22 protein-coding genes are annotated in these 20,119 nt (G+C 52.8%); 17 read left to right on the forward strand and 5 right to left on the reverse strand.

What is annotated here, in order from left to right; translation table 11 throughout:
* The 6 genes from DFQ01_RS31420 to DFQ01_RS23740 all read left to right on the forward strand — a co-directional run.
* Positions 1–277, forward strand: a 277-nt coding sequence (locus tag DFQ01_RS31420; RefSeq protein WP_219993712.1) for a hypothetical protein, incomplete at its 5' end; no start/stop codon positions are given.
* Between the two features lie 547 nt (positions 278–824).
* Positions 825–2,036: a LolA family protein gene (locus DFQ01_RS23720; RefSeq protein ID WP_110046392.1), complete on the forward strand. Its 1,212-nt coding sequence runs from the start codon at positions 825–827 to the stop codon at positions 2,034–2,036.
* Between the two features lie 266 nt (positions 2,037–2,302).
* The gene (gene alr, locus DFQ01_RS23725; RefSeq protein WP_110046393.1) at positions 2,303–3,481 is read left to right on the forward strand and encodes an alanine racemase; all 1,179 of its coding nucleotides are present in this window, start codon (positions 2,303–2,305) and stop codon (positions 3,479–3,481) included.
* Between the two features lie 238 nt (positions 3,482–3,719).
* Positions 3,720–4,001, forward strand: a complete 282-nt coding sequence (locus tag DFQ01_RS23730; protein ID WP_110046394.1) for a CopG family ribbon-helix-helix protein — start codon at positions 3,720–3,722, stop codon at positions 3,999–4,001.
* Positions 4,002–4,004: 3 nt separating this feature from the next.
* On the forward strand, positions 4,005–4,355 hold the full coding sequence (locus DFQ01_RS23735) for a type II toxin-antitoxin system PemK/MazF family toxin (RefSeq protein ID WP_040711809.1): 351 nt from the start codon (positions 4,005–4,007) through the stop codon (positions 4,353–4,355).
* Positions 4,356–4,600: 245 nt separating this feature from the next.
* Positions 4,601–5,287 carry a type 1 glutamine amidotransferase gene (locus DFQ01_RS23740; RefSeq protein WP_110046395.1) on the forward strand — a complete coding sequence of 229 codons (687 nt, stop codon included), beginning with the start codon at positions 4,601–4,603 and terminating at the stop codon, positions 5,285–5,287.
* A gap of 124 nt (positions 5,288–5,411) precedes the next feature.
* Here DFQ01_RS23740 and DFQ01_RS23745 read toward each other — a convergent pair whose 3' ends face one another.
* Positions 5,412–5,759: a P-II family nitrogen regulator gene (locus DFQ01_RS23745; protein ID WP_110046396.1), complete on the reverse strand. Its 348-nt coding sequence runs from the start codon at positions 5,757–5,759 to the stop codon at positions 5,412–5,414.
* A gap of 6 nt (positions 5,760–5,765) precedes the next feature.
* A complete protein-coding gene (locus DFQ01_RS23750; RefSeq protein WP_217490361.1) occupies positions 5,766–7,115 on the reverse strand; it encodes an ammonium transporter in 1,350 nt (449 codons plus the stop codon).
* 308 nt (positions 7,116–7,423) lie between these two features.
* Between DFQ01_RS23750 and DFQ01_RS23755 the strand changes: the two genes are divergently transcribed.
* From DFQ01_RS23755 to DFQ01_RS23765, 3 genes are all read left to right on the forward strand, one after another.
* Complete coding sequence (locus tag DFQ01_RS23755; RefSeq protein WP_110046398.1) at positions 7,424–9,367, forward strand: primary-amine oxidase; 1,944 nt, start codon at positions 7,424–7,426, stop codon at positions 9,365–9,367.
* 69 nt (positions 9,368–9,436) lie between these two features.
* On the forward strand, positions 9,437–9,802 hold the full coding sequence (locus DFQ01_RS23760; RefSeq protein WP_110046399.1) for a hypothetical protein: 366 nt from the start codon (positions 9,437–9,439) through the stop codon (positions 9,800–9,802).
* 184 nt (positions 9,803–9,986) lie between these two features.
* Positions 9,987–10,760 (forward strand): IclR family transcriptional regulator, encoded by a 774-nt coding sequence (locus tag DFQ01_RS23765; protein WP_245946850.1) that lies wholly within the window; start codon positions 9,987–9,989, stop codon positions 10,758–10,760.
* Between the two features lie 106 nt (positions 10,761–10,866).
* Here DFQ01_RS23765 and hxlB read toward each other — a convergent pair whose 3' ends face one another.
* From hxlB to DFQ01_RS23780, 3 genes are all read right to left on the reverse strand, one after another.
* The gene (hxlB, locus tag DFQ01_RS23770) at positions 10,867–11,427 is read right to left on the reverse strand and encodes a 6-phospho-3-hexuloisomerase (protein WP_110046400.1); all 561 of its coding nucleotides are present in this window, start codon (positions 11,425–11,427) and stop codon (positions 10,867–10,869) included.
* Between the two features lie 3 nt (positions 11,428–11,430).
* Positions 11,431–12,063 carry a 3-hexulose-6-phosphate synthase gene (gene hxlA / locus DFQ01_RS23775; protein WP_110046401.1) on the reverse strand — a complete coding sequence of 211 codons (633 nt, stop codon included), beginning with the start codon at positions 12,061–12,063 and terminating at the stop codon, positions 11,431–11,433.
* 145 nt (positions 12,064–12,208) lie between these two features.
* A complete protein-coding gene (locus tag DFQ01_RS23780) occupies positions 12,209–13,585 on the reverse strand; it encodes a uracil/xanthine transporter (RefSeq protein WP_245946851.1) in 1,377 nt (458 codons plus the stop codon).
* 115 nt (positions 13,586–13,700) lie between these two features.
* Between DFQ01_RS23780 and DFQ01_RS23785 the strand changes: the two genes are divergently transcribed.
* From DFQ01_RS23785 to DFQ01_RS31235, 8 genes are all read left to right on the forward strand, one after another.
* Complete coding sequence (locus DFQ01_RS23785) at positions 13,701–14,606, forward strand: LysR family transcriptional regulator (protein WP_110046402.1); 906 nt, start codon at positions 13,701–13,703, stop codon at positions 14,604–14,606.
* Between the two features lie 214 nt (positions 14,607–14,820).
* The gene (locus DFQ01_RS23790; protein WP_110046403.1) at positions 14,821–15,552 is read left to right on the forward strand and encodes an SAF domain-containing protein; all 732 of its coding nucleotides are present in this window, start codon (positions 14,821–14,823) and stop codon (positions 15,550–15,552) included.
* Entirely contained in the window at positions 15,549–16,394 is an 846-nt protein-coding gene (locus DFQ01_RS23795) for a CpaE/TadZ family protein (protein ID WP_245946852.1), read from the forward strand. The genes DFQ01_RS23790 and DFQ01_RS23795 overlap by 4 nt, the downstream gene beginning before the upstream one ends.
* The gene (locus tag DFQ01_RS23800; RefSeq protein ID WP_110046404.1) at positions 16,391–17,845 is read left to right on the forward strand and encodes an ATPase, T2SS/T4P/T4SS family; all 1,455 of its coding nucleotides are present in this window, start codon (positions 16,391–16,393) and stop codon (positions 17,843–17,845) included. The genes DFQ01_RS23795 and DFQ01_RS23800 overlap by 4 nt, the downstream gene beginning before the upstream one ends.
* The gene (locus DFQ01_RS23805; protein WP_110046405.1) at positions 17,842–18,783 is read left to right on the forward strand and encodes a type II secretion system F family protein; all 942 of its coding nucleotides are present in this window, start codon (positions 17,842–17,844) and stop codon (positions 18,781–18,783) included. Before DFQ01_RS23800 ends, DFQ01_RS23805 begins: the two co-directional genes overlap by 4 nt.
* Before the next feature lie 55 nt (positions 18,784–18,838).
* Positions 18,839–19,738 (forward strand): hypothetical protein, encoded by a 900-nt coding sequence (locus tag DFQ01_RS23810; RefSeq protein ID WP_110046406.1) that lies wholly within the window; start codon positions 18,839–18,841, stop codon positions 19,736–19,738.
* 37 nt (positions 19,739–19,775) lie between these two features.
* Positions 19,776–19,925: a hypothetical protein gene (locus DFQ01_RS31230; RefSeq protein ID WP_174812826.1), complete on the forward strand. Its 150-nt coding sequence runs from the start codon at positions 19,776–19,778 to the stop codon at positions 19,923–19,925.
* Positions 19,926–19,959: 34 nt separating this feature from the next.
* Entirely contained in the window at positions 19,960–20,106 is a 147-nt protein-coding gene (locus tag DFQ01_RS31235) for a hypothetical protein (protein WP_174812825.1), read from the forward strand.
* Positions 20,107–20,119 lie beyond the last annotated feature (13 nt).

The following is a 20,119-nucleotide window of genomic DNA, read 5'->3' on the forward strand; positions in this document are numbered from 1 at the left end:
GATAGGTGCAGAAATGCACCTACATGCCACCGAATGGTGCAATCGAGCAACTGTAGGTGCAGAACTGCACCTACGTGCCGCCGAATGGTGCAATGGAGCAACTGTAGGTGCAGAAGTGCACTTACGTGCCGCCGAATGGTGCAATCGAGCAACTGTAGGTGCAGAAATGCACCTACATGCCGCCTCAAGGAGCGGTCGAGCATCTGTAGGTGCAATTATGCACCTACGTGCCACCGAATGGTGCAATGGAGCAACTGTAGGTGCAGAAATGCACTAACGTGCCGCCGAATGGTGCAATGGAGCAACTGTAGGTGCAGAAATGCACCTACGTGCCGCCGAATGGTGCAATCGAGCATCTGTAGGTGCAATTATGCACCTACGTGCCGCCGAATGGTGCAATCGAGCATCTGTAGGTGCAGAACTGCACCTACGTGCCACCGAATGGTGCAATCGAGCAACTGTAGGTGCAGAAATGCACCTACGTGCCGCCGAATGGTGCAATCGAGCAACTGTAGGTGCAATTATGCACCTACGTGCCGCCACATGGTGCAATTGAGCATCTGTAGGTGCAGAAATGCACCTACATGCCACCGAATGGTGCAATCGAGCAACTGTAGGTGCAGAACTGCACCTACGTGCCGCCGAATGGTGCAATGGAGCATCTGTAGGTGCAGAACTGCACCAAACCAGCGCCAGGAGCAACGCCACCGCCACCATCCAACCCCTAGCTTGTCATGCTCGTCAAGCTAGTCTGCATATTTGGCCAAGTCCGCACATAGACATGTTATCAGTTGTTCACACAAAGTGCTGAAGGGGTTGATCGCATGCGTCGGATCGTATTGATCACGGCCATTATGATGCTCATCACGGTGGTGGCTTCCGCCTGCGGAGCTAAAAATGCAGACTCAGTAGTCAAAGAACTGGACAAGGTACAGAACAAGTTGGAGAGCTACACAGCCAAAGGTACGATGACACTCAATACAAGCCAGCAACCGCTCGAGTACAAGGTAGAAGTATGGTACCAGAAGGATCATTACTATCGAATTGCTCTGACGAATGCGAAGAAGGATATTACTCAGATCGTACTGCGCAACGATGACGGCGTGTTCGTGCTGACGCCAAGGTTGAACAAGGTGTTCCGCTTCCAAAGCGACTGGCCGGACAACCAAGGACAGGTTTACTTGTACCAAACGCTGCTGTCCAGCATTCTGCTCGACCAATCGAGACAATTCGCAACAGAGAACGATTCGTATGTATTCGACGTCATGGCTAACTACCAGAACGGATCGCTCGCTCGGCAAAAGATTTGGTTGAACAAAGAGGACTTCGCGCCTCGCCAAGTCGAAGTGTCCGATACGAATGCATCTGTCATGGTGAAAGTGACGTTCGATGAATTTAACTTCGATCCGAAATTCGATAAGAACGCCTTCGATACGCAGGCGAACTTGAATGCTAGCGGCACGCCATCGACGAACGATCAAGCGGGCAGCACGGATAAAGCAAACAATGCTAATAATACGAGTGGCACCGATCAGCAAGGCACGACGAGCAGCACGGAGCCATCCACTGACAATGCATCAACGAACGGTGCAGATGAGCAAAACAACAGCAACACGAACTCAACGGGTGATAAAGGCGTAACGGACGATCAGGCAGACGATCAGCAAGCCGATGAGACGACAGCGCAGCCGCTGCTTGAATTCCTTGAACTTGATCCGGCCTACCTGCCTGCAGGTGTCGCGTTCAAGGACTCGCAGGAAATTACGTTTGGCGGCAACCCAGGCATCATGCAGCGTTATCAAGGCGCGTACAATTTCAGTATCATTCAAACGCAGCCGAAGGATGTGGCAGCATCCTACAATCCGGGCTATATGCTCGACCTCGGCTTTACGATGGGCTCCATCAGCGACGGTGAAGAGCAGCAGACGCTGACGTGGACCTATGAAGGAGTCGAATACCGCATGACGAGTGCGGATCTACCGGAGTCCGAAATGGTGCTTATTGCCCAATCGATGGATGAAGGCGCAACGAAGTAGAGTAAATCGGCAGTCCTACAAGGGACGGCGCGATCCGATCAGGATCGACGCCGTCCCTATACTGCTTTAGGCGATAAAAACGATCTCATGCTTACGAAGCTGCTTTGCTCCGCAACGCTGTAGGTCACTCATCACGGGTGGCCACGACAGAGGTTTTTCCAACTTCTTCCCTTCGGAAAACGGCTTCGATTCATTGACACTGCTAGCCGCAACCTTTAACATAGTTTCTATTGGGTTGCTACGGCATGAGAAGAAGGTGACGAAGAGTGGAAGCTTATTATCGAGCAACGCGAGCGGAAATTTCGCTTGATGCGTTGCGCAGCAATTTGACGGCATTTCGACAAGCGATTCCAAGTGACATGCTGCTGATGGCTTCTGTGAAAGCGAATGCTTATGGACATGGTGCTGTAGAGATTGCACGAGAAGCGGAAGCGTTCGGCGTCGATTACATGGGAGTTGCATTTCTGGATGAGGCCCTCCAGCTGCGTCGGAAGGGGATTCGTACTCCGATTCTAGTGTTAGGTTATGTACCGGTTGAAGGACTTATTGCAGCGCGGGATCATGATATTACGATTGCTTTATTCCGAGATGATATTCTTGAGGCTGCAGCTATGCTGCCGAACAATGAGAAGAAGCTCAAGGTGCATATCAAGATCGACTCGGGCATGGGACGTCTTGGCAAGCTGGCAGGCGGCCATGCGGAAGCTTTCATCGAACGCGCACTGAAGGTGAAGCAGATCCACGTTGAAGGATTGTTCACCCACTATTCCAAAGCTGATGAGCTGGACAAAACGTATACGGAACAGCAGTATGAGCGGTTCTCGAGCGTAGTCGACTACGTCAAAAAGAACGAACTGCCGATCAAACTGTTCCATGCAGCGAATAGCGCGACAGGCATTGATACACCGGAATGGGGACATGGCATGCTTCGTCTTGGCATCGGCATGTACGGTCTCTATCCATCAGAAGAAGTGAATAAGCAGCGGATTCAGCTTGAGCCCGTGATGTCGCTGAAGACGGCAATTGCAATGACGAAGACGGCGCCTCAAGGCTGGGGAATCAGCTATGGAGCGCGTTATATAACAGCGGGTGAAGAACGAATCGGCACATTGCCGATCGGATATGCGGACGGCTTCAGCCGAATGCTGACTGGCAAAGCGGAGGCGCTTGTACGCGGTGTACGCGTTCCAGTTCTCGGCACTATTTGTATGGACCAGTGTATGATCGCACTTGCTCCTGCGGAGACGGATGGTCATCAGGTCGCACAGGACGAAGAAGTTGTATTGCTTGGCCGTCAAGGCGAAGCTTGTATTACAGCAGAGCAAATCGCCGAGAAGCTCGGCACGATTCCATACGAAGTAATCTGCATGCTCGCGGCTCGCATACCTCGTGTCTACAGAAGAGGCGATGAAGTGACAGCAGTTGTCAATCCATTATTGGATTAGTGCGAATTTCCAGTGCATAATTTGCGATTTGCAGCAGGAAAAATGAGTTTTATCGCGAAATTTATTGCAATCGGATTTGAAATGGCGATTTGGCATCCTTTTCGAATAGATGGACGTGCAGCATTCAGACCGTTGCATAAGGCTTCTATTCGTCTCATAAGTATGTGGAGTATAGCGCCATCGTTATTTTGACATAATGGTTATAAGGGTCTGGAAAAGTTTTGGAGGTGCGAGTTCGGTGGCCAATATGCAGAACACCAAGAGGATCATGATCAGCTTGCCGGATCAGCTGCTGGAGGAAGTCGACGGCATCGTCGCCAAAGAAAATTCCAACCGCAGCGAATTTATCCGTCAAGCTATGAAGCTGTATCTGATGGAGCGAAAGAAGCGGCAGATCCGCGAATCGATGCAGCGCGGATATATGGAGATGGCAAAGATCAACTTGAACATGGCCTCGGAAGCATTTCACGCGGAGGAAGATGCCGATCTCACGCTCGGCCGTCTCGTAAGCGGGGTGTAAAGCTTGATCGTAAAACGCGGCGATGTATTTTTTGCGGACTTGTCACCCGTTGTCGGGTCTGAGCAAGGCGGCGTTCGTCCCGTACTCGTCATCCAGAATGATATCGGCAATCGATTCAGTCCGACAGTGATTGTAGCGGCCATTACCGCTCAAATTCAGAAGGCGAAGCTGCCTACACATGTCGAGATTGAAGCGGAATCGCACGGCTTCGATCGTGATTCTGTTGTGCTGCTCGAACAGATTCGTACGATCGACAAGCAGCGACTCACCGACAAAATAACGCATTTGGACGACGAAATGATGCGTAAAGTCGATGAAGCGCTGCAAATTAGCGTTGGATTAATCGATTTTTAAATCATCTAACCCTCTAGCGAGCTAAGCTTGCAGAGGGTTTTTTGTTATTTAAATTGCAAGCTGGGTCGTAAGGATCAGCTCTTTGACGTGTCGGCGTTCTTGTCGTTTTCTCATTTTAGACAAGTTTTATTCGAGCAAATCCTACTATATGGGAAAAGGGGACTGCGTTGTCCGCCATGCGAGTGTACGATTACGGTATAGAGGTTAATAGATCCGGCCGACGGATGATGCTTGGAGGGAAACGCATGAATGTACTGGCATTGAAGCATTTTGAATTCGACGATACGATGGCGCTGGAGGACTGGGCATCCCATGGCGGGCATCATCTGCAAATCGTGGATCCATCTAAAGGGCTGCATGAAGCGTGGCTTACAACAACAGATCTGCTGGTCATTCTCGGTGGTCCAATGAGCGCTTATGATGATGCGAAGCTTGATTGGCTGGCGCCAGAGAAGCGGTTTATTACACGAGCGATTGCGCAGGATAAGAAAATATTAGGCATTTGTCTCGGAGCTCAGATGCTGGCGGAGCTTCTCGGCGGCAGTGTACATCGTCACGAGGCCAAAGAGATCGGTTGGCATCGAATTACGCGGACATCCGAGCAGCATCCTTGGTTAGATGATCTGCCGGCGGAATTTCACTCGTTCCAGTGGCATGGCGATACGTATGTGCTGCCGACAGGGGCTCGTCGTCTAGCGGAATCGGAAGCGTGCGGCCAGCAGGCTTTTGCGTGGGGAGACCGTGTCCTGGCCCTTCAGTTTCATCTCGAAACGACACCGGCCTGCATCGATCAGATGCTTACGCGCTGGGCGAACGAACTAACAGCGGCGCCCTATGTGCAGGATTCGACACGCATCCGGTCGGAGACGAACCGAAGTGAGGCATCGTTCCGCATGCTTCACTCCATTCTGGACCGAATTGCGGCTAGTTAGCTAGCTAGCAAGTTGTAGCTAGAGCGTGAGAGCATGAGCGCGAGCGGCGGCAATCCAGCGTTGTATTTGATCCAAAAAGGCCCTGCAGCATACCGTGCTGCAGGGCCTTCTTCTGTTCTGCTATCTACTTCTGACCCAAAGCGTCCTTGCCGTGCTCGCCAGTTCGGATTCGGATCACGTCAGCGATTTCGGTGACGAAGATCTTCCCATCCCCGATGGAGCCCGTTCGGGCCGCATCGATGATTGCCTCGAGCGCTGGCTCATAGATGTCGTCGCTGACGACGGTCTCGATTTTATTTTTGAGCACAAAATCGGTCTGGTACTCGACGCCGCGATAGTGGGTGCGCACGCCCTTCTGAATGCCCTGACCGCGCACATCGCTTATTGTCATGCCGCTAATGCCGACGGTGTGGAGGGCCGCTGTTACGCTGCTCAGCTTCTCGGGTCGAACGATGATCGTTAGTAGTTTCATGCCTGGTTAGACTCCTTTCATCTCAGGGATAGCCGTTACGGAACCGCCTGGACTGAAATCTCCTTGTGGTCTAGGCAGCTCGCTGCGCACCGCTTCGAATGTGTTGTACGCATTTTCGCCGTGGAGGCTGAGATCGAGGCCGGTCAGCTCTTGCTCTTCGGTAACGCGGAGCGGGGTGAATAAGGAGATCGCCTTCAAGATGACGAATGTGCCTACTGTAGCAAGAGCGACTGCGACGAGAACGTCGATTGCTTGAATGCCGACCTGTGCTGCATTGCCGTGGATCAGGCCGTCTGCACCAGCTGGGTTTACCTCTGTGCTGGAGAAAATACCTGTCGCAATCGCGCCCCATATGCCGCCGATGCCGTGAATGCCGAATACGTCGAGCGAGTCGTCATATTGCAGCTTCGCCTTCACGACATGCAGTCCCCAGTAGCAGATCACACTTGCCAGTCCGCCGATCGGAATCGCGGACAGCACCGATACGAAGCCGGCTGCCGGCGTGATTGCGACCAATCCGGCGATTACGCCGGTTACGCCGCCGACGAGCGTTGCTTTGCCGCGAAGCTTCCATTCCATCGCCAGCCATACAACACCGCCTGCCGCTGCTGCGACTTGGGTCGTAACGACCGCAAGGCTTGCCAGTCCGCCGGATGCAAGGGCGCTGCCGGCATTGAAGCCGAACCAGCCGAACCAGAGACACATGCCGCCGATCATGAAGAAGATAAGATTGTGCGGAGGCAGGGTTTGATTCGGGAAGGAACGGCGTTTGCCGACCACCAGAGCAGCGACCAATGCGCTGACGCCAGAGAGAATATGAACGACTGTTCCGCCTGCGAAATCCAGACCACCAAGCTTCGACAGCCAGCCGCCGCCCCAAGCCCAGTACGCCATCGGCGCATAGACAAGCGATACCCACAGGACGCAGAAGGCAACCCATGCCGAGAAACGGATACGTTCTGCAACGCCGCCAGAGATGAGCGCAGTCGTAATTGCGGCGAACATTCCTTGGTAACACGCGAAGATGAGATGAGGGATGGTCAGGCCGTCTTTGGCATCCATACCGACACCATCGAAGCCAAGGAACTCGAATCCGCCGAACACCCCGCCTACACCTGGACCAAAGGCGAAGCTGTAACCCCAGAGCACCCATACTAATGTAACGATGACGAATGCACTCAAGCTGTGCATGACAGTCGATAAAATGTTGCGTTGACCAACTAGTCCTCCATAGAATAAGGCCAGTCCTGGCATGAACATGAACATGACGAGAACAGTAGCAACGATAATCCAAGTCGTGTCTCCGGTGTCGACCGCGGAAGCGGCAGCAGCCGTATCCTCTGCGAATGCCGCCATCGGCAGCAGGGTGAGGCTAAGTACGAGTACAGCAAGAACGAGTACATACTTTTTCCATCCATTGAACCTTCTCGTTGATCGCATCGTTCAATCCCTCCTAATATATATGTAAGATTTGATGACATGATTATGGCCTGAAGTCGTAGGTCTCGTACATTGAAGTATCCCACTATATGATAAATGGTCAGATTTTTCAGAATTTACTTTCTTTTATCTCAATATGCGGGAAATGGGTATATGTGGGCGATCTTTTACGGGATATGATTGTCACATAAGTTCACATCAAATACGAAAAGTGAGGGAAAAACATGACACAACTTTCTGTAACGTTAGCGAATCACCCATTGGAGCCGCTCTCGCGTGAAGAACTGAAGGCGGCCGTACAAATTCTGAAGGATCAACGTCAACTGACGGAGGCGGACCGCTTCGTCACGGTATCGCTGAAGGAGCCGAAGAAGGAGGTTGTGATCGGGTTTGATGGTACGCAGCCGTTCGATCGCGAAGTGTTCATTATTATTTTGAACAAACAACAGAATGCAACGTACGAGGCGGTCGTATCGCTCGCTTCTCAGCAAGTCGTCTCCTGGGTCCATGTGCCTGGGGTGCAGCCGATGATTATGCTGGATGAGCAAGTCGAGTGCGAGGCAGCGGTTCGCAAGAGTCTGTTGTTCATAGAAGCGCTCGAGCGACTTGGCATCGATACGCCGGAGCTCGTCATGGTCGACCTGTGGTCGCCGGGCAACTGGGGGACGGAAGAAGATGCAACGGTTCGTTTGGCAAGGCCGCTTTGCTTCCTCCGCAGCGATGAGAAGGACAACGGTTATGCGCGTCCGCTTCCGATTGTGCCGATTATCGATCTGAACACAATGGAAGTGCTTCGGGTAGAAGAGTATGAGTACACGGCCATTCCATCGAAGGAATTCAACTACACACCGGATCGTGTAGGTCCGCTGCGCAATACGATCAAGCCTGTTGAGATCACGCAGCCGGAAGGTCCGAGCTTCTCGATCAACGGCCATGAGGTGGAGTGGGAGAAGTGGAAGTTCCGCATCGGCTTCAATGCCCGTGAAGGTTTGACGCTCCATACGTTGTCCTACAATGACCAAGGACGCGAGCGTCCGATCATGTACCGCGGCTCTCTGTCCGAGATGGTCGTTCCTTACGGCGACCCGGGTCCGATTCAGAACCGCAAGAATGCATTCGACAGCGGCGAATACGGCATCGGCCAGCTGGCGAACAGCTTGGAGCTTGGCTGCGACTGTGTTGGTTATATCAAATATTTCGACGGCGTCATGTCCGACAGCCGGGGCGAGCTTTTTGTCATCAAAAATGCGATCTGCATGCACGAAGAGGACTTCGGCATTCTGTGGAAGCATACGGACTGGCGGACGAATGATGTTGAGGTGAGACGTTCCCGCAGACTCGTCGTCTCCTCCATCTCGACGGTTGCGAACTACGAATACGGCTTCTTCTGGTACCTGTATCAAGACGGCAACATTCAATTCGAAGTGAAGCTGACGGGCATTCTTTCCACTGCTGGTCTGCACCCGGGCGAGAAGCCGAAATACGGCAATATGGTAGGTCCAGAGCTGTATGCGCCGAACCACCAGCACTTCTTCAACGTTCGAATGGATATGCAGCTGGACGGCAACGACAACTCGGTGTACGAGGTGAACGTCGTCTCCGAGGAGCTTGGGCCAGATAACCCGCGTGAGAACGCATTCTACGCGAAGTCGACACTGCTTGAAACGGAACAACAGGCGAAACGGGATATTAAGCTGGAGACGGCTCGTTACTGGAAATTCGTGAATGACAACGTGAAGAATGAGCTGGGCCAATCGGTCGGGTACAAAATCGTAACGGGCGAGAACTGCTTCCCGTTTGCATCGGACAATTCGAGTCTTCTTAAGCGGGCCGGCTTCATCAAGCACCACCTGTGGGTGACGCCTTATAACGAAGATGAGCTGTACGCTTCCGGCAAATACCCGAATCAGCATATTGGCGGGGATGGTCTGTCGTATTGGGCGGAGCAGGACCGTGATATTAAGAACACCGACATCGTCGTTTGGTACACGATGGGTCACACGCACGTGCCTCGTCCGGAGGACTGGCCGGTCATGCCTGCGGCTTATATCGGCTTCATGCTGAAGCCGGTCAGCTTCTTCAACCAAAGCCCGGCGCTTGATCTGCCTGCACAGCCGAAGAAGAACTACTGCGGCAGCAAGATGAAAGCGGACGGCTGCCAAAGCTAAGCGCATAGTAGTTGATCGTATAGCAGCTAAGCAGCTAGGTCAAAGAAGCTCATAGAAAGGGGTGGAGCCATGTCGCAGCTTGGTATGCGTTTGATGGGTTCGCGTAACGCCTTGCTTTCGGTCTATTCCACCGCAGGCGCAGCAGCCCTGCATCTTGTGCATTATTTGTCCGCCCCGATTCTAATGGGATCGGCGACAGAGATGCACGCGCATCATATGTCCGGGCAGGCGTCATCAGGCGAAGGGTCATCGCTCATGATGAATATTCTGATGCTGCTGCTGTTCGTGGTCAATCTCGTCAGCATGTATTTTGCCGCACGACAATTGAATGAGGCGTACCGCCAGAGGAGCCAATTCACGAAGCATACAATGCTGTGCAGCAGCATCTCACTGCTCATACTAGCCGTTGGCATTTATACGATCATAACGCTGTGATTAGGGAGGCTGGTGCATAAGCTGCATCAGCCTTTCCGCTCTTGGCTTAGAGTTAAGGTAGAAAAATTTACACGATCTTACCTATCCCTCTTGAACATACAGGTGGATCATACAGTATAATAGGCTTAATGTTAGTTTAGTTAACGTTAAAGTGACAGTTCGAACGATTTGGGGAGGTGCGGTCGTGTCCGTTATAACGAAAGCTATTCAAATTTTAGACATGCTGGTACCACAGGGTAGTGATAAGGAAGTTAGCGTCACGACGATTAGCCGAGAGCTGGATATGCCGGTTCAGAGCGTGCACCGCATCCTGAATTCACTCTCCGAGCATGGCTTTGTTGCGCAAAATCAGAAGACGAAGAAATATAAGCTCGGCCTATCCATTATGAAATACGGCTTTCTCATGTGGGATAGCCTCATGTTCCGTTCCATCTCGCGCCCGTTCATGGAGGAGCTGAGCCGCCATACGAAGGAAACGATCTATCTTGCCTCTCGGGAAAATACCGAAGGAGTCTATATCGACAGCATCGACTCACCGCAAATTCTCAAAATATCCGAGCCGATCGGGCTCAAGCTGCCGCTTTTCATCGGTGCTTCGAATCGTGTCATCCTAGCTTACATGCCTCAGCCTCTACGTGACGCCATTCTATCCGAAGCGGACTGGGCCTCGCATCCGTCGTTGAAGCCGCTGACGCGCGAATATATCGAGAAGGATATGGAGCTGATCCGCAGCCGAGGCTATGCGATTACAGATGGGGAGATGACCGAAGGAACGACAGGAATTGCCGCTCCGATCTTCTCTTACGAGAACACGGTTATCGGCTCGCTCAATTGCGCAGGCCCATCCATACGGTTCACACCTGACAATGTCGAGAAATACAGCTTCTTCGTGAAGAAGTATGCCGAACAGATCTCGAAGGAGCTTGGTTACCGGAACCTGTACCGGATTCGAGACTAGCACTATGTATATATAAAAATAAGGCTGGCTTAACGAAGTGGTGTTGCCACTGCTCCGTTAAGCCAGCCTTTATTGTTTATCAAGCGCACGAGCGCATTCAGACATGCTATTCCAAGTTCGCGTGATTGCCGAACATGGCGTCGGCACGTAGTCCGGTTCGCTCCATCAGCCGCAGGACGACGGCGTCAAGGACAAGCAGCATGCTCTGTTCGAACAAGCTCCCCATCGGTTGAATGGATGCTGCCGTCGTACCGGCTTCTTTGGTCGCGGCGGGCACATGAATGAGCGCGGCAGCCAGCGAGCCGATCGTGGATTCAGGCACGACGGTGATAGCCGCGACAGTCGCCTGCAGCGACTGCGCTTTGCTAGCCATCGAGACCAAACCTTTCGTCTCCCCGGAACCGGAGCCGATCAGGAGCAGGTCGCCAGCTGCGATGCCTGGTGTCACCGTCTCGCCGACGACATATGCGCGGATTCCCAGATGCATCAGGCGCATCGCGAACGCTCGCATCATAAGTCCAGAACGTCCTGCGCCTGCGACGAAGACCGTACCGGCACCGATAATGTGCTCAGCCAGCTTATTGATCTGCAGCTCATCGACAGACTGAAGCGTTCTTTGCAATTCCAGTAAGATAGCCGGAATTGGCGCAGCAGCAGTGGCCGTCATGAATTAGGCCTGCTTGATCAGCTGCTGCATTTGAGCAGCGACTGCTTTTTTATCCGATTGGCTCGTAATGCCGCCGCCAACGATGACGAGGTCAGGCTTCGCGCTGATGACTTCAGGAAGCGTGTCGAGCTTGATGCCGCCAGCGATTGCTGTTTTAGCATTTTTCACAACACTCTTGATCGTCGCAAGGTCTTGGAACGAGTTCAGGCCCGCCGCTTGATGATCGTAGCCGGAGTGAACGCAGATGTAGTCGACGCCAAGTGCGTCAATCTCACGAGCACGTGCAGCCATGTCTTTTACGTTGATCATATCGACCATAATTTCTTTGTTTTGTTTACGTGCTTCAACAACCGCGCCTTTGATCGTCGAGTCATCGGATACGCCAAGTACCGTGATGATGTCGGCGCCAGCTTCAGATGCTTTCATGACTTCGTAGCCGCCTGCGTCCATGATTTTGAGATCGGCCAGCACTTGAAGCGAAGGGAAAGCGTTCTTCAATTCTTTTACTGCGTGCAGTCCTTCATTGATAACAACAGGTGTACCGATTTCAACGATGTCGATGAATTCAGCCACTTCTTGGACAACCTCTACTGCTTCCGGAATGTTCACGAGATCAAGCGCTAATTGCAATTTCATAAGTTATATTCTCTCCTTTGGGATATTGGATTGGATCCGATGTGTCCATCTTAGTCCGTCAGGAGAGATTGCGGAAGAACGCACTTTCAAGTAATGGAGTTACCTGTGAGTTACTATGGCAAGCTGTTTCGGGCTTACTTGAGCCTTATTTGATCCGATCCCATTTCACCACATTGTCCACGACTAGCACGAGCAGAACACCGATAACAAGGCCATTCGACAGCAGCGGTGTCAGCAGCGGCGGCAAATCGGAGAAGGCCGATGCCGGCAGGTTCATAATGCAGATGCCTGTCAGGATGGGCAGCGCAATACGGTAGATCGTCTTCGGCGTGTACGTCGTGCTGGACAACGTGCGAAAGGCTGTGCCGAACATTTGCAGATAGGCCGCGAACAGCGCCGCGCCACCTACCGACAGCGGAAGCTGTACAAGCCAGCCGCTTAGGGCCGGAACGGCACCCACGATAATGAACAGGCCTGCACCAACGATGAGCGCTCCCCGCCGCAGTACGCGTGTATTTTCGAGAAAACCGATAGAAGATGCGAATGTACCGAACGGAATAAGCCCGAAGCAGGCGGCGATTATGGAGAACGTATTTGTGAATAGAACCGAACGGATCGCTTCCTTCCTGGTCGATTCCCGCCCATAAAGCGTGCTGGCAGCCGTCAGGCTCGTCAGCGTGTTCATCATGTTCACAATACCCGCGAGTATGCTGACTACGAGAATACCAGCGTCAATGTGCGGCGTTCCCCACGGCATCCAATGCCAGATCGAGATGACATCGGTACCTGCGGCATCAATTCGGCTCGACTGACCGAAGATCAAAGAGTATGCAATCCAACCGAACACAATGCCGCCGAGCAGCGAGAACTGACCGAATACGCCTTTGCCTTTGATGTGAATAATTGCAACAACCGCAATGATGACAACAGACAGGCCGGCAATCGGCAGGTCGAACCGACCGCCTTGGTCATAGCCGACCATTCCTTTGAAGAAAGTGTTCTCGAGCTGGAAGGCGATTAAGAACAAGAAGACCCCCATTACGCTCGGGGAAAATAGTCGTTTCATCACGCGGAGGAATCCGCATAATGCCAATACGATGACGAGCACACCAGAGATGATGAATCCGCTCGCTAGGCTCGCTGCGACCGTACCAAGGTCCATGCCCATCGCAGGTGCGGAGGCGCATATGCTAAGGACAAGCCCCCACCAGACGCCGGCGGGACCGTCCATTAGGGCAAATCGGTGCCCCCAAGCAGCCTGAACGATACAGACGGCGCCGGTCAAGATGAAGGAGCGCTGCATCGACTCAGCGATTACAGCGGGAGATAGGTCCAGAGCATGCCCGATCGATAGCGGCACCATGACCGTATTCGTAAAAATGAAGAACAGCCATTGCACGCCGGCAAGCAGCATACTGGCTGTCGATTGCGATGAATTGCGTTCCAGCATTGTCATTCCAGCTTTCTTGTAGATGTAGTTCAAAAAGACCGCTTTTTGAACACTCATTTGTAATATGCGCATGTGAATGCTGCACCTATGGTATCATGGGAGCAACTATATGAATAATATTAATAACATTCAAAAAGTATATGATAATCATATAGATTACATCGTCTTAAGCAGGAGTATGAGTCCCATGGATATGAAACAGCTGCGTTATTTCATCGCATTGGCGGAAGAGCTGCAAGTGACATCGGCTGCGAATCGTCTCCATATGTCCCAGCCGCCGCTCAGTCAGCAGCTCAAGCTGATGGAGACCGAGCTGGGCGTCCCGTTGTTTATCCGCAATGGCCGTCACCTCGAGCTGACTGCACCGGGGCAGACACTGTATGAATACGCGTTGACGATTACCCGGCTTATGGATCAGGCGCAGGCTGAGGTGCGGGAATCAGGTCTTGGGCTGCGGGGCAAGCTATCGGTTGGCGTCAATACGCTGTCGGATGAGCGGTTGCCGCAGGTGCTTAGCACGTTCCGGGAGCTATATCCGAATGTCACGTTCCGAATTCAACAGAACGAGACGAGGATGCTGGCCAAGCTTGTGAAAGAGAAAGCGTTGGATTTAGCTATTGTACGTCTGCCGATCGCGCTCGATGATTTCGATTACGTCGAGCTCGGGGCGGAGCCGCTTTATTTTGTGACGACGGACCCGTTGGACATAGGCGCTTCAGAGGCGGTCAGCTATGCGCAAATCGCACAGCATTCGCTTGTTTTGCCCACGACGGAGGGGCTTGGGTTGTACCATCTCATTCTAGAGCAGTTCCATATGAGAGGACTGTCCCCGGTCGTTGCAGCGGAATGCTCCGATATTGGCATGCTCATGGAGCTTGTCGTGTCCGGCTTTGGCGCTTCTATTCTTCCAGGCACCTCGCTTCGGCGCTATGGCGGTCATCGTTTGCATGTGTATACGATCGACGGGCCGCAGGATTTGTCGCGCTCCGCTTTAATTTGGCCCAAAGCGCAGTATTTGAGCAAAGCGGCACAGCGGCTCATTGAGCTTCTTAAGCCACAATCGGATGAAATTCGACAAAATTCACAAATATAGGATAGACAAATGTCTCCTAGCTTGCTAATATATAGTCAAATCTAAGCGAACCGTCGATGATGACGGCGCTGCATACATGACCGGATGCGAAGAACGCATGCCTATACGCACGAAATACGTGCGATGGCTGCGTTCTTTTTTGCGTTCCATGGGTGTTATGCGTCCTATGGATAGGCATCAGCGCTGACCGATCAGAAGAGGAGTTCGATCGTCCATGAGTAAAAAACGAAATACAGCCGTCAGCTTAGCAGCGGCATTATTGTCAGGCGTGCTTGTCTACAGCATCTATGTGGTGCAGCTGCGGCATGTGCAGGATGAAGAAATGGTGCGCGTCGTTGTGCCGAATCGTTATATCGCAGCGGGCGAGCGGGTTACGTCAGATGATTTGTCCTATATGCAGCTGGCGAGATCATCAGTGAATGATTCCATGCTGTTGCAGCCCGCAGATGTGGATGGCTGGGAAGCGGTCGTTCCTCTCGGCGTGGATGAACCTGTGTTGAAATGGAAGCTGGATCGCTATCGGCTCATGCCGAATCGCTCAGAGTCCACGTTCCAAATTCCACGGAACTATGTGCTGTCCGTCTCCAACGGCATTCGTGCTGGTGACCGTGTCATGTTGTATGCAACGGGAGAGAACACGCCTTCTGTAAGGCTGTTTGATGAACCAATAACGGTCGCATCGGTGAAGTCATCGAGCAACCTGGAAGTGGATAATGTCGATAAATCGAATCTAATGTCGCTTGCAGATAACGATAAAGATCGGATGTACGCTTCGCGGCGAGATGCGAATGCGATGATTGAGTACGTCAATTTGAACCTAACGGAAGCGCAGTGGCTTCGAATTGACGAGCTGTGCAAGAGTGGTGGGAAGCTGGTCATCGCGTTCAGTCCGCAGTCGTTCGATATGGTGGATGCGGCTAATAGCGGGGGAGGTGATCAACAGTGACGGAGCTGGACGCTGCGCCGCTGCTTGTTTTTATCGGGACGACCCCGAATATCGGCACAACTGTAGCTGCGTTTGCTGCCGCTTGTCGGATTGCACAATGCAGCGACGCGAAGGTCGGATACCTGTGCCTGAATTTGAAGAGTGCGAAGCTGCAGCGTTATATCGGGGTGGATCAACCGGAGGTTGGGATGGATCATATTCGTCCGGAGCTGCGTGATCGCTCCTTGCAACCAAACCAACTGCTTCGATGCACGTATCCCGTTCGGGGGATCGTGGGGCTTCATGTGTTGTTCGGCAATATGGAGCGGGATCAGGCGGAGTTCTACACAGCGGATCAAATGGAATATTTGCTCGATACGGCTCGTCGAACGTTTGATGTTGTGATCGCCGACGTTGGCGCCTACTGGGATAACGCTGCGACGGTCTGCGCTGTACGTGAAGCATCGACTCGGGTGCTTGTTACGACGAATGCATTGTCGCATTTTCAAGAAGATCTGAATCGCTGGATTGGCCAAATATCGCCGTTGTTCGGTGTGCCATCCGCCAATTATGAGCTGCTAGTTATTCATTCACCTTGGACAATGGGGGGATTTCGTGTGAAGGATGTACGCAAAGAAACAGGGCTGCCGCTGGCGGGAGAGCTGCAGTTGACGAAGCCGCTGCTCATGCAGCTGGACAGTGGACAATATGATCAATGGCTTGCTGGCGACGAAGGGCAGGCTGTCATGGAGCAGCCGACACAGAAATGGATGCAGCAGTATGACATTCAACGGGTGCGATCGGTGCATCGTCAACCGTGGTATCGCAAGCTGCTCGCTCATCGGAATGGGGTAGGTTCATGAGTGGGGGCGGTCAGGGGAACCAAGCTGGACAGGAGCGTTTCTCCCCTGCTGGATTCTCCTCCAGATTACGGTCGGAGGCTTCACCGGTTGAGCGTTTAGCTGTCAGAAGAGGTCGGAGTGACGAGGAGGGAAGCGGCTTCGCCAGAATTGCCGACGAAGTACGCGCCTACCTGTCCGCTCCGCGCGGCATGACGGAGGAGGAGCGACACCAATACAGCGAACGGCTGAATCGGGCTGTGCTGGGCTTCGCCAAGGATCGAGAGCATGTGCTGGCGCTTATTAATGATTGGCTCATCCGGCATCGGGTTCATGATTTGCAGGATTACAACCATCCGTACGAGTCGCTGGCAGAAGCTTTGTTCGCAGAGGTTATTGGCTTGAATGTATTGGAGTTGGTTCTCGCGGAACGGACAGGGCTGGAGGAGATCCAAGTGGTCGGCACGCGCATCTATGAGGTTCGCGGCGGTATGCCGGTGCAGTCTCGTTATTCTTTCAATTCCGTTCGTGACGTGGAGCGAATTCAACAGAACCTTGTGCTTTACAACAACGATCGGATCAATCCGCGCAAGCGATGGGCGGAAGTGATGCTAAGAGACGGATCACGCGTAACGATGACGGGGTTTGGCTTCACAGCCTCACCTACGCTGACGATCCGCTTCTATACGGTGCAGCTGTTCCGGCTGCGGGCACTTTGTGAGCCCTCCTACGGAACGATGAATGAGACGGTCTGTCAGCTGCTGCTACACATCCTTCAGGCGAAGTTCAACCTTGTCATCATTGGGCCGACCAACTCAGGGAAAACCCACTTGATGAAGTCGCTTATAGCCGAGCTGCCGGACGAAGAGCGGATTATAACGCTGGAGAATCGGCTGGAGATGATGATTCATCGGGATTTTCCAAACAAAAATGCCGTGGAGTACGAGTTCGATGAAGACGATTCGGCACACCGATCAGCGCAGGCGTTCAAGCTGGCTCTGCGGCAATCGCCACAACGAATCGTTCATGCCGAGATTCGGGACCAAGACGCGAACATCTATGTCCGTGCCTGCACGCGTGGACACGAAGGAAGTATGACGACCGTCCATGCAAATACGCTGGAGGACGTGCCAGAAGCGGTCAGCGACATGTGTATGCTGGATGGCCGGGGGATGAATCCAGAGCGGCTGACGAAACGGATAGCGGAATATGTAACACAGATTGGCGTTGAGCTGCGGATCGTGAACGGAAAACGCCGCATTTGCCGAATTGGCGAGATCGGCTGGAAGGACGGAGTGGTCCTCGTGAACGATTGGGTACGGTACGATGAAGGAAGCGGGGAGTGGACGTACCCCGTGGCGCCTTCGTCAGCTGCGATGGAACGTTTCCGTCGGCACGGCGTCATTCCGTTTCCGTCTGAGATGCAGCGGGAAGTGGATATGGGGTGTGAAGCAGTCGGAGGATTACAACGATGAAGGATCAGTCGAGCATCATTGTGCTGCTTGTTGTGGCACTGTTTATAACGCTCTTCATAGCACTCCGCGTCGTTATTGCCGGGATGCTTGCGCATAACCATCGAGCGGGCCGTCTGCATTATAAGCAGAAGCGAGGGATATCGGGCTTGCTGGAGTCGCAGCTCATGCGGCAGGAGAAGCTGTATCGGCATCTATCCGACCTGCTGGAGTCGACGCGGGCACCTTTTCAACCGCTTGCTTTCATTACACTGTCGTTTGCACTTGCCATAATCAGCTGTATAGTAGGGCTGCTCTTGTTCCAAAGCTTGAAAGGGACGCTGCTGCCCACTGTAATCGGCGGTCTAATGCCGTACACGATCGTTCGAATGACGCTGCTGCAGAGTCAACTGCAGACACGAATAGACTTCCTGCCATCCGTCGAGCTGTTCTATCAGAGCTATCTTGTGACGGGGGAGCGTCATGTCCGTCATGCCTTGCAGCGAACGATTGAAGAGCGGCGCCTGCCAGCTCGGATGCAGCCGGTGTTCGACCAGCTGTACCGCAACCTGTCGGTCCGGGGTGATGATGAGGCAAGTTTAAGGATTTTCGCCGGGGCGCTCGGGCATGTGTGGGGCGAATATTTTGTGAATCTGATGCGGGTTTCATTGTCGGAGGGCAGCACCATTAGCGAGAGCTTGCGTGAGCTGCTGAAGGATATGCGCCGTTCACGGCGCGCGAATGAACAGGAGCGGAACAAGCTGCTCGAGATTCGCATCGCGAACTTTACACCGATTCTATTCCTTATTTTGTTCGTTGGACTCAATGTTCACTACAGCCCGGAGAATGCCTATCACTATTATTTGGTTGATCCGAAGGGCCGCGATCTGATGTTGAATGCGATCGTGCTTATCTTCGCTTCATTCCTGATGGGGATTTGGCTGTCTCGGCGCAAAATGTAGGCGGGGTCATTCAAGTGACCGTACCTAAACTATATAAACAGAAAGGAGCAACCCCATGTCTACCTCGCTCTGGATTGGCAGATTGGTGCTTGGATTGGGTACCGTTGCGCAATTCATACTGTTATTCATCGCGCTGTACATGCTGCTTCAGATGCTGCCGAAGCGCAAACAGCGCTGGCTTCACCTGAGCAGCTTAAACTGGCGCACGACGACCGTATCGGACCGCTTGCTTACGCGGCTTCGGTTGTCGAGAAGCCACCCTTCCTTCATGGAGCGTGAAGCGCTCATTAGCGGATGCGGCGTTGAAGGCGACCCGGCGTTGTATATCGTGCTAAGGCGTATCGCGCTTTCCGTTATATGCCCGGCCGCTGCAGTGATCATCATGTATTGGCGCACAAGGGCAGGGAGCTGGCCTTCGGTTTTCGTTGTCGGAGGAATCATTATTGCCTCTATCATGTTGTACTTCGATCTGCCGTGGCTTCGCTCCATTCATCGGATGCGTTCGCATCGCATTACGAAGGATGTTTTTCAAATTAGCAATCAGCTGCTTTATTTCGCTGGCTCCAATTTGCATTTGCATACGAAGCTGTCGCGCTGTGTGCCATTCGCTACGGTGGTGCAAAACGATCTTCAGCGGCTGCTGGCCGAATGGTATCACGATGCGGAGGAGGCGCTGCGCCGATTCAAGCAGCGGCTTGGGACGGATGATGGCGCAAGCTTCGTAGAGACGCTGGATTCGCTTCGGCTTCACGACAATGAAGAGTTCTACAAGCTGCTCCGCCAACGCATTCAAGATTATAAGGAGAAGCTGGAGCTGGCCAAGGAAAGCCGTAAGGAGACGACCTCGTACGTGCTGTTTACGGTCGCGGGTTTGCCGATCATGTACATGTTTGAAGTATTTCTTTATCCGTGGGTGCGTGAAGGACAGCAGCTGTTCCAATCACTTAACGGTTAACGACGGTGATCGTTTTTTATTAAAGGAGGTGAGGCGGATGCGTAACATTTTGATGGCGGTCATGATGATTGTTGTTGTTATCGTGCTGTTCAACACGATTATTGCCGGTGACACGACGGGCACGAAGCAGCAGATCCTTTCACAAGGCTCGACAGCGAATGGGAAAATTTCAACTCTTGCGCCTTAGATGTCGCAATGAATCTGTACAGGAGGCCAGCAGGTTGAGAGCCATATTAATGACCATTCTACTGCTGCTGACCGTCGTTCTTATTTATGAGCAGGTAGTGGAAGGGGAAGATGGGACGAACAAGCAGCTGCAGCAAAGCGGCGGTCATATAAGGGAAGCAATCCAGCGAATGAGCCCATAGTGAGCAAGGGCAT

This window comes from Paenibacillus cellulosilyticus (assembly GCF_003182255.1).
Taxonomy (GTDB): domain Bacteria; phylum Bacillota; class Bacilli; order Paenibacillales; family Paenibacillaceae; genus Paenibacillus_T; species Paenibacillus_T cellulosilyticus.

What these genes read in the sequence shown, in the direction of transcription:
- DFQ01_RS23780 (WP_245946851.1), bottom strand. Translation starts at nt 13,585, where the DNA reads ATGCGCATATTACAAATGAGTGTTCAAAAAGCGGTCTTTTTGAACTAC.
- DFQ01_RS23760 (WP_110046399.1), top strand. Translation starts at nt 9,437, where the DNA reads ATGTCGCAGCTTGGTATGCGTTTGATGGGTTCGCGTAACGCCTTGCTT.
- hxlB (WP_110046400.1), bottom strand. Translation starts at nt 11,427, where the DNA reads ATGACGGCCACTGCTGCTGCGCCAATTCCGGCTATCTTACTGGAATTG.
- DFQ01_RS23785 (WP_110046402.1), top strand. Translation starts at nt 13,701, where the DNA reads ATGGATATGAAACAGCTGCGTTATTTCATCGCATTGGCGGAAGAGCTG.
- DFQ01_RS23790 (WP_110046403.1), top strand. Translation starts at nt 14,821, where the DNA reads ATGAGTAAAAAACGAAATACAGCCGTCAGCTTAGCAGCGGCATTATTG.
- DFQ01_RS23800 (WP_110046404.1), top strand. Translation starts at nt 16,391, where the DNA reads ATGAGTGGGGGCGGTCAGGGGAACCAAGCTGGACAGGAGCGTTTCTCC.
- DFQ01_RS23755 (WP_110046398.1), top strand. Translation starts at nt 7,424, where the DNA reads ATGACACAACTTTCTGTAACGTTAGCGAATCACCCATTGGAGCCGCTC.
- hxlA (WP_110046401.1), bottom strand. Translation starts at nt 12,063, where the DNA reads ATGAAATTGCAATTAGCGCTTGATCTCGTGAACATTCCGGAAGCAGTA.
- DFQ01_RS23805 (WP_110046405.1), top strand. Translation starts at nt 17,842, where the DNA reads ATGAAGGATCAGTCGAGCATCATTGTGCTGCTTGTTGTGGCACTGTTT.
- DFQ01_RS23750 (WP_217490361.1), bottom strand. Translation starts at nt 7,115, where the DNA reads ATGGCGGCATTCGCAGAGGATACGGCTGCTGCCGCTTCCGCGGTCGAC.
- DFQ01_RS31230 (WP_174812826.1), top strand. Translation starts at nt 19,776, where the DNA reads ATGCGTAACATTTTGATGGCGGTCATGATGATTGTTGTTGTTATCGTG.
- DFQ01_RS23740 (WP_110046395.1), top strand. Translation starts at nt 4,601, where the DNA reads ATGAATGTACTGGCATTGAAGCATTTTGAATTCGACGATACGATGGCG.
- DFQ01_RS23720 (WP_110046392.1), top strand. Translation starts at nt 825, where the DNA reads ATGCGTCGGATCGTATTGATCACGGCCATTATGATGCTCATCACGGTG.
- DFQ01_RS23810 (WP_110046406.1), top strand. Translation starts at nt 18,839, where the DNA reads ATGTCTACCTCGCTCTGGATTGGCAGATTGGTGCTTGGATTGGGTACC.
- DFQ01_RS23745 (WP_110046396.1), bottom strand. Translation starts at nt 5,759, where the DNA reads ATGAAACTACTAACGATCATCGTTCGACCCGAGAAGCTGAGCAGCGTA.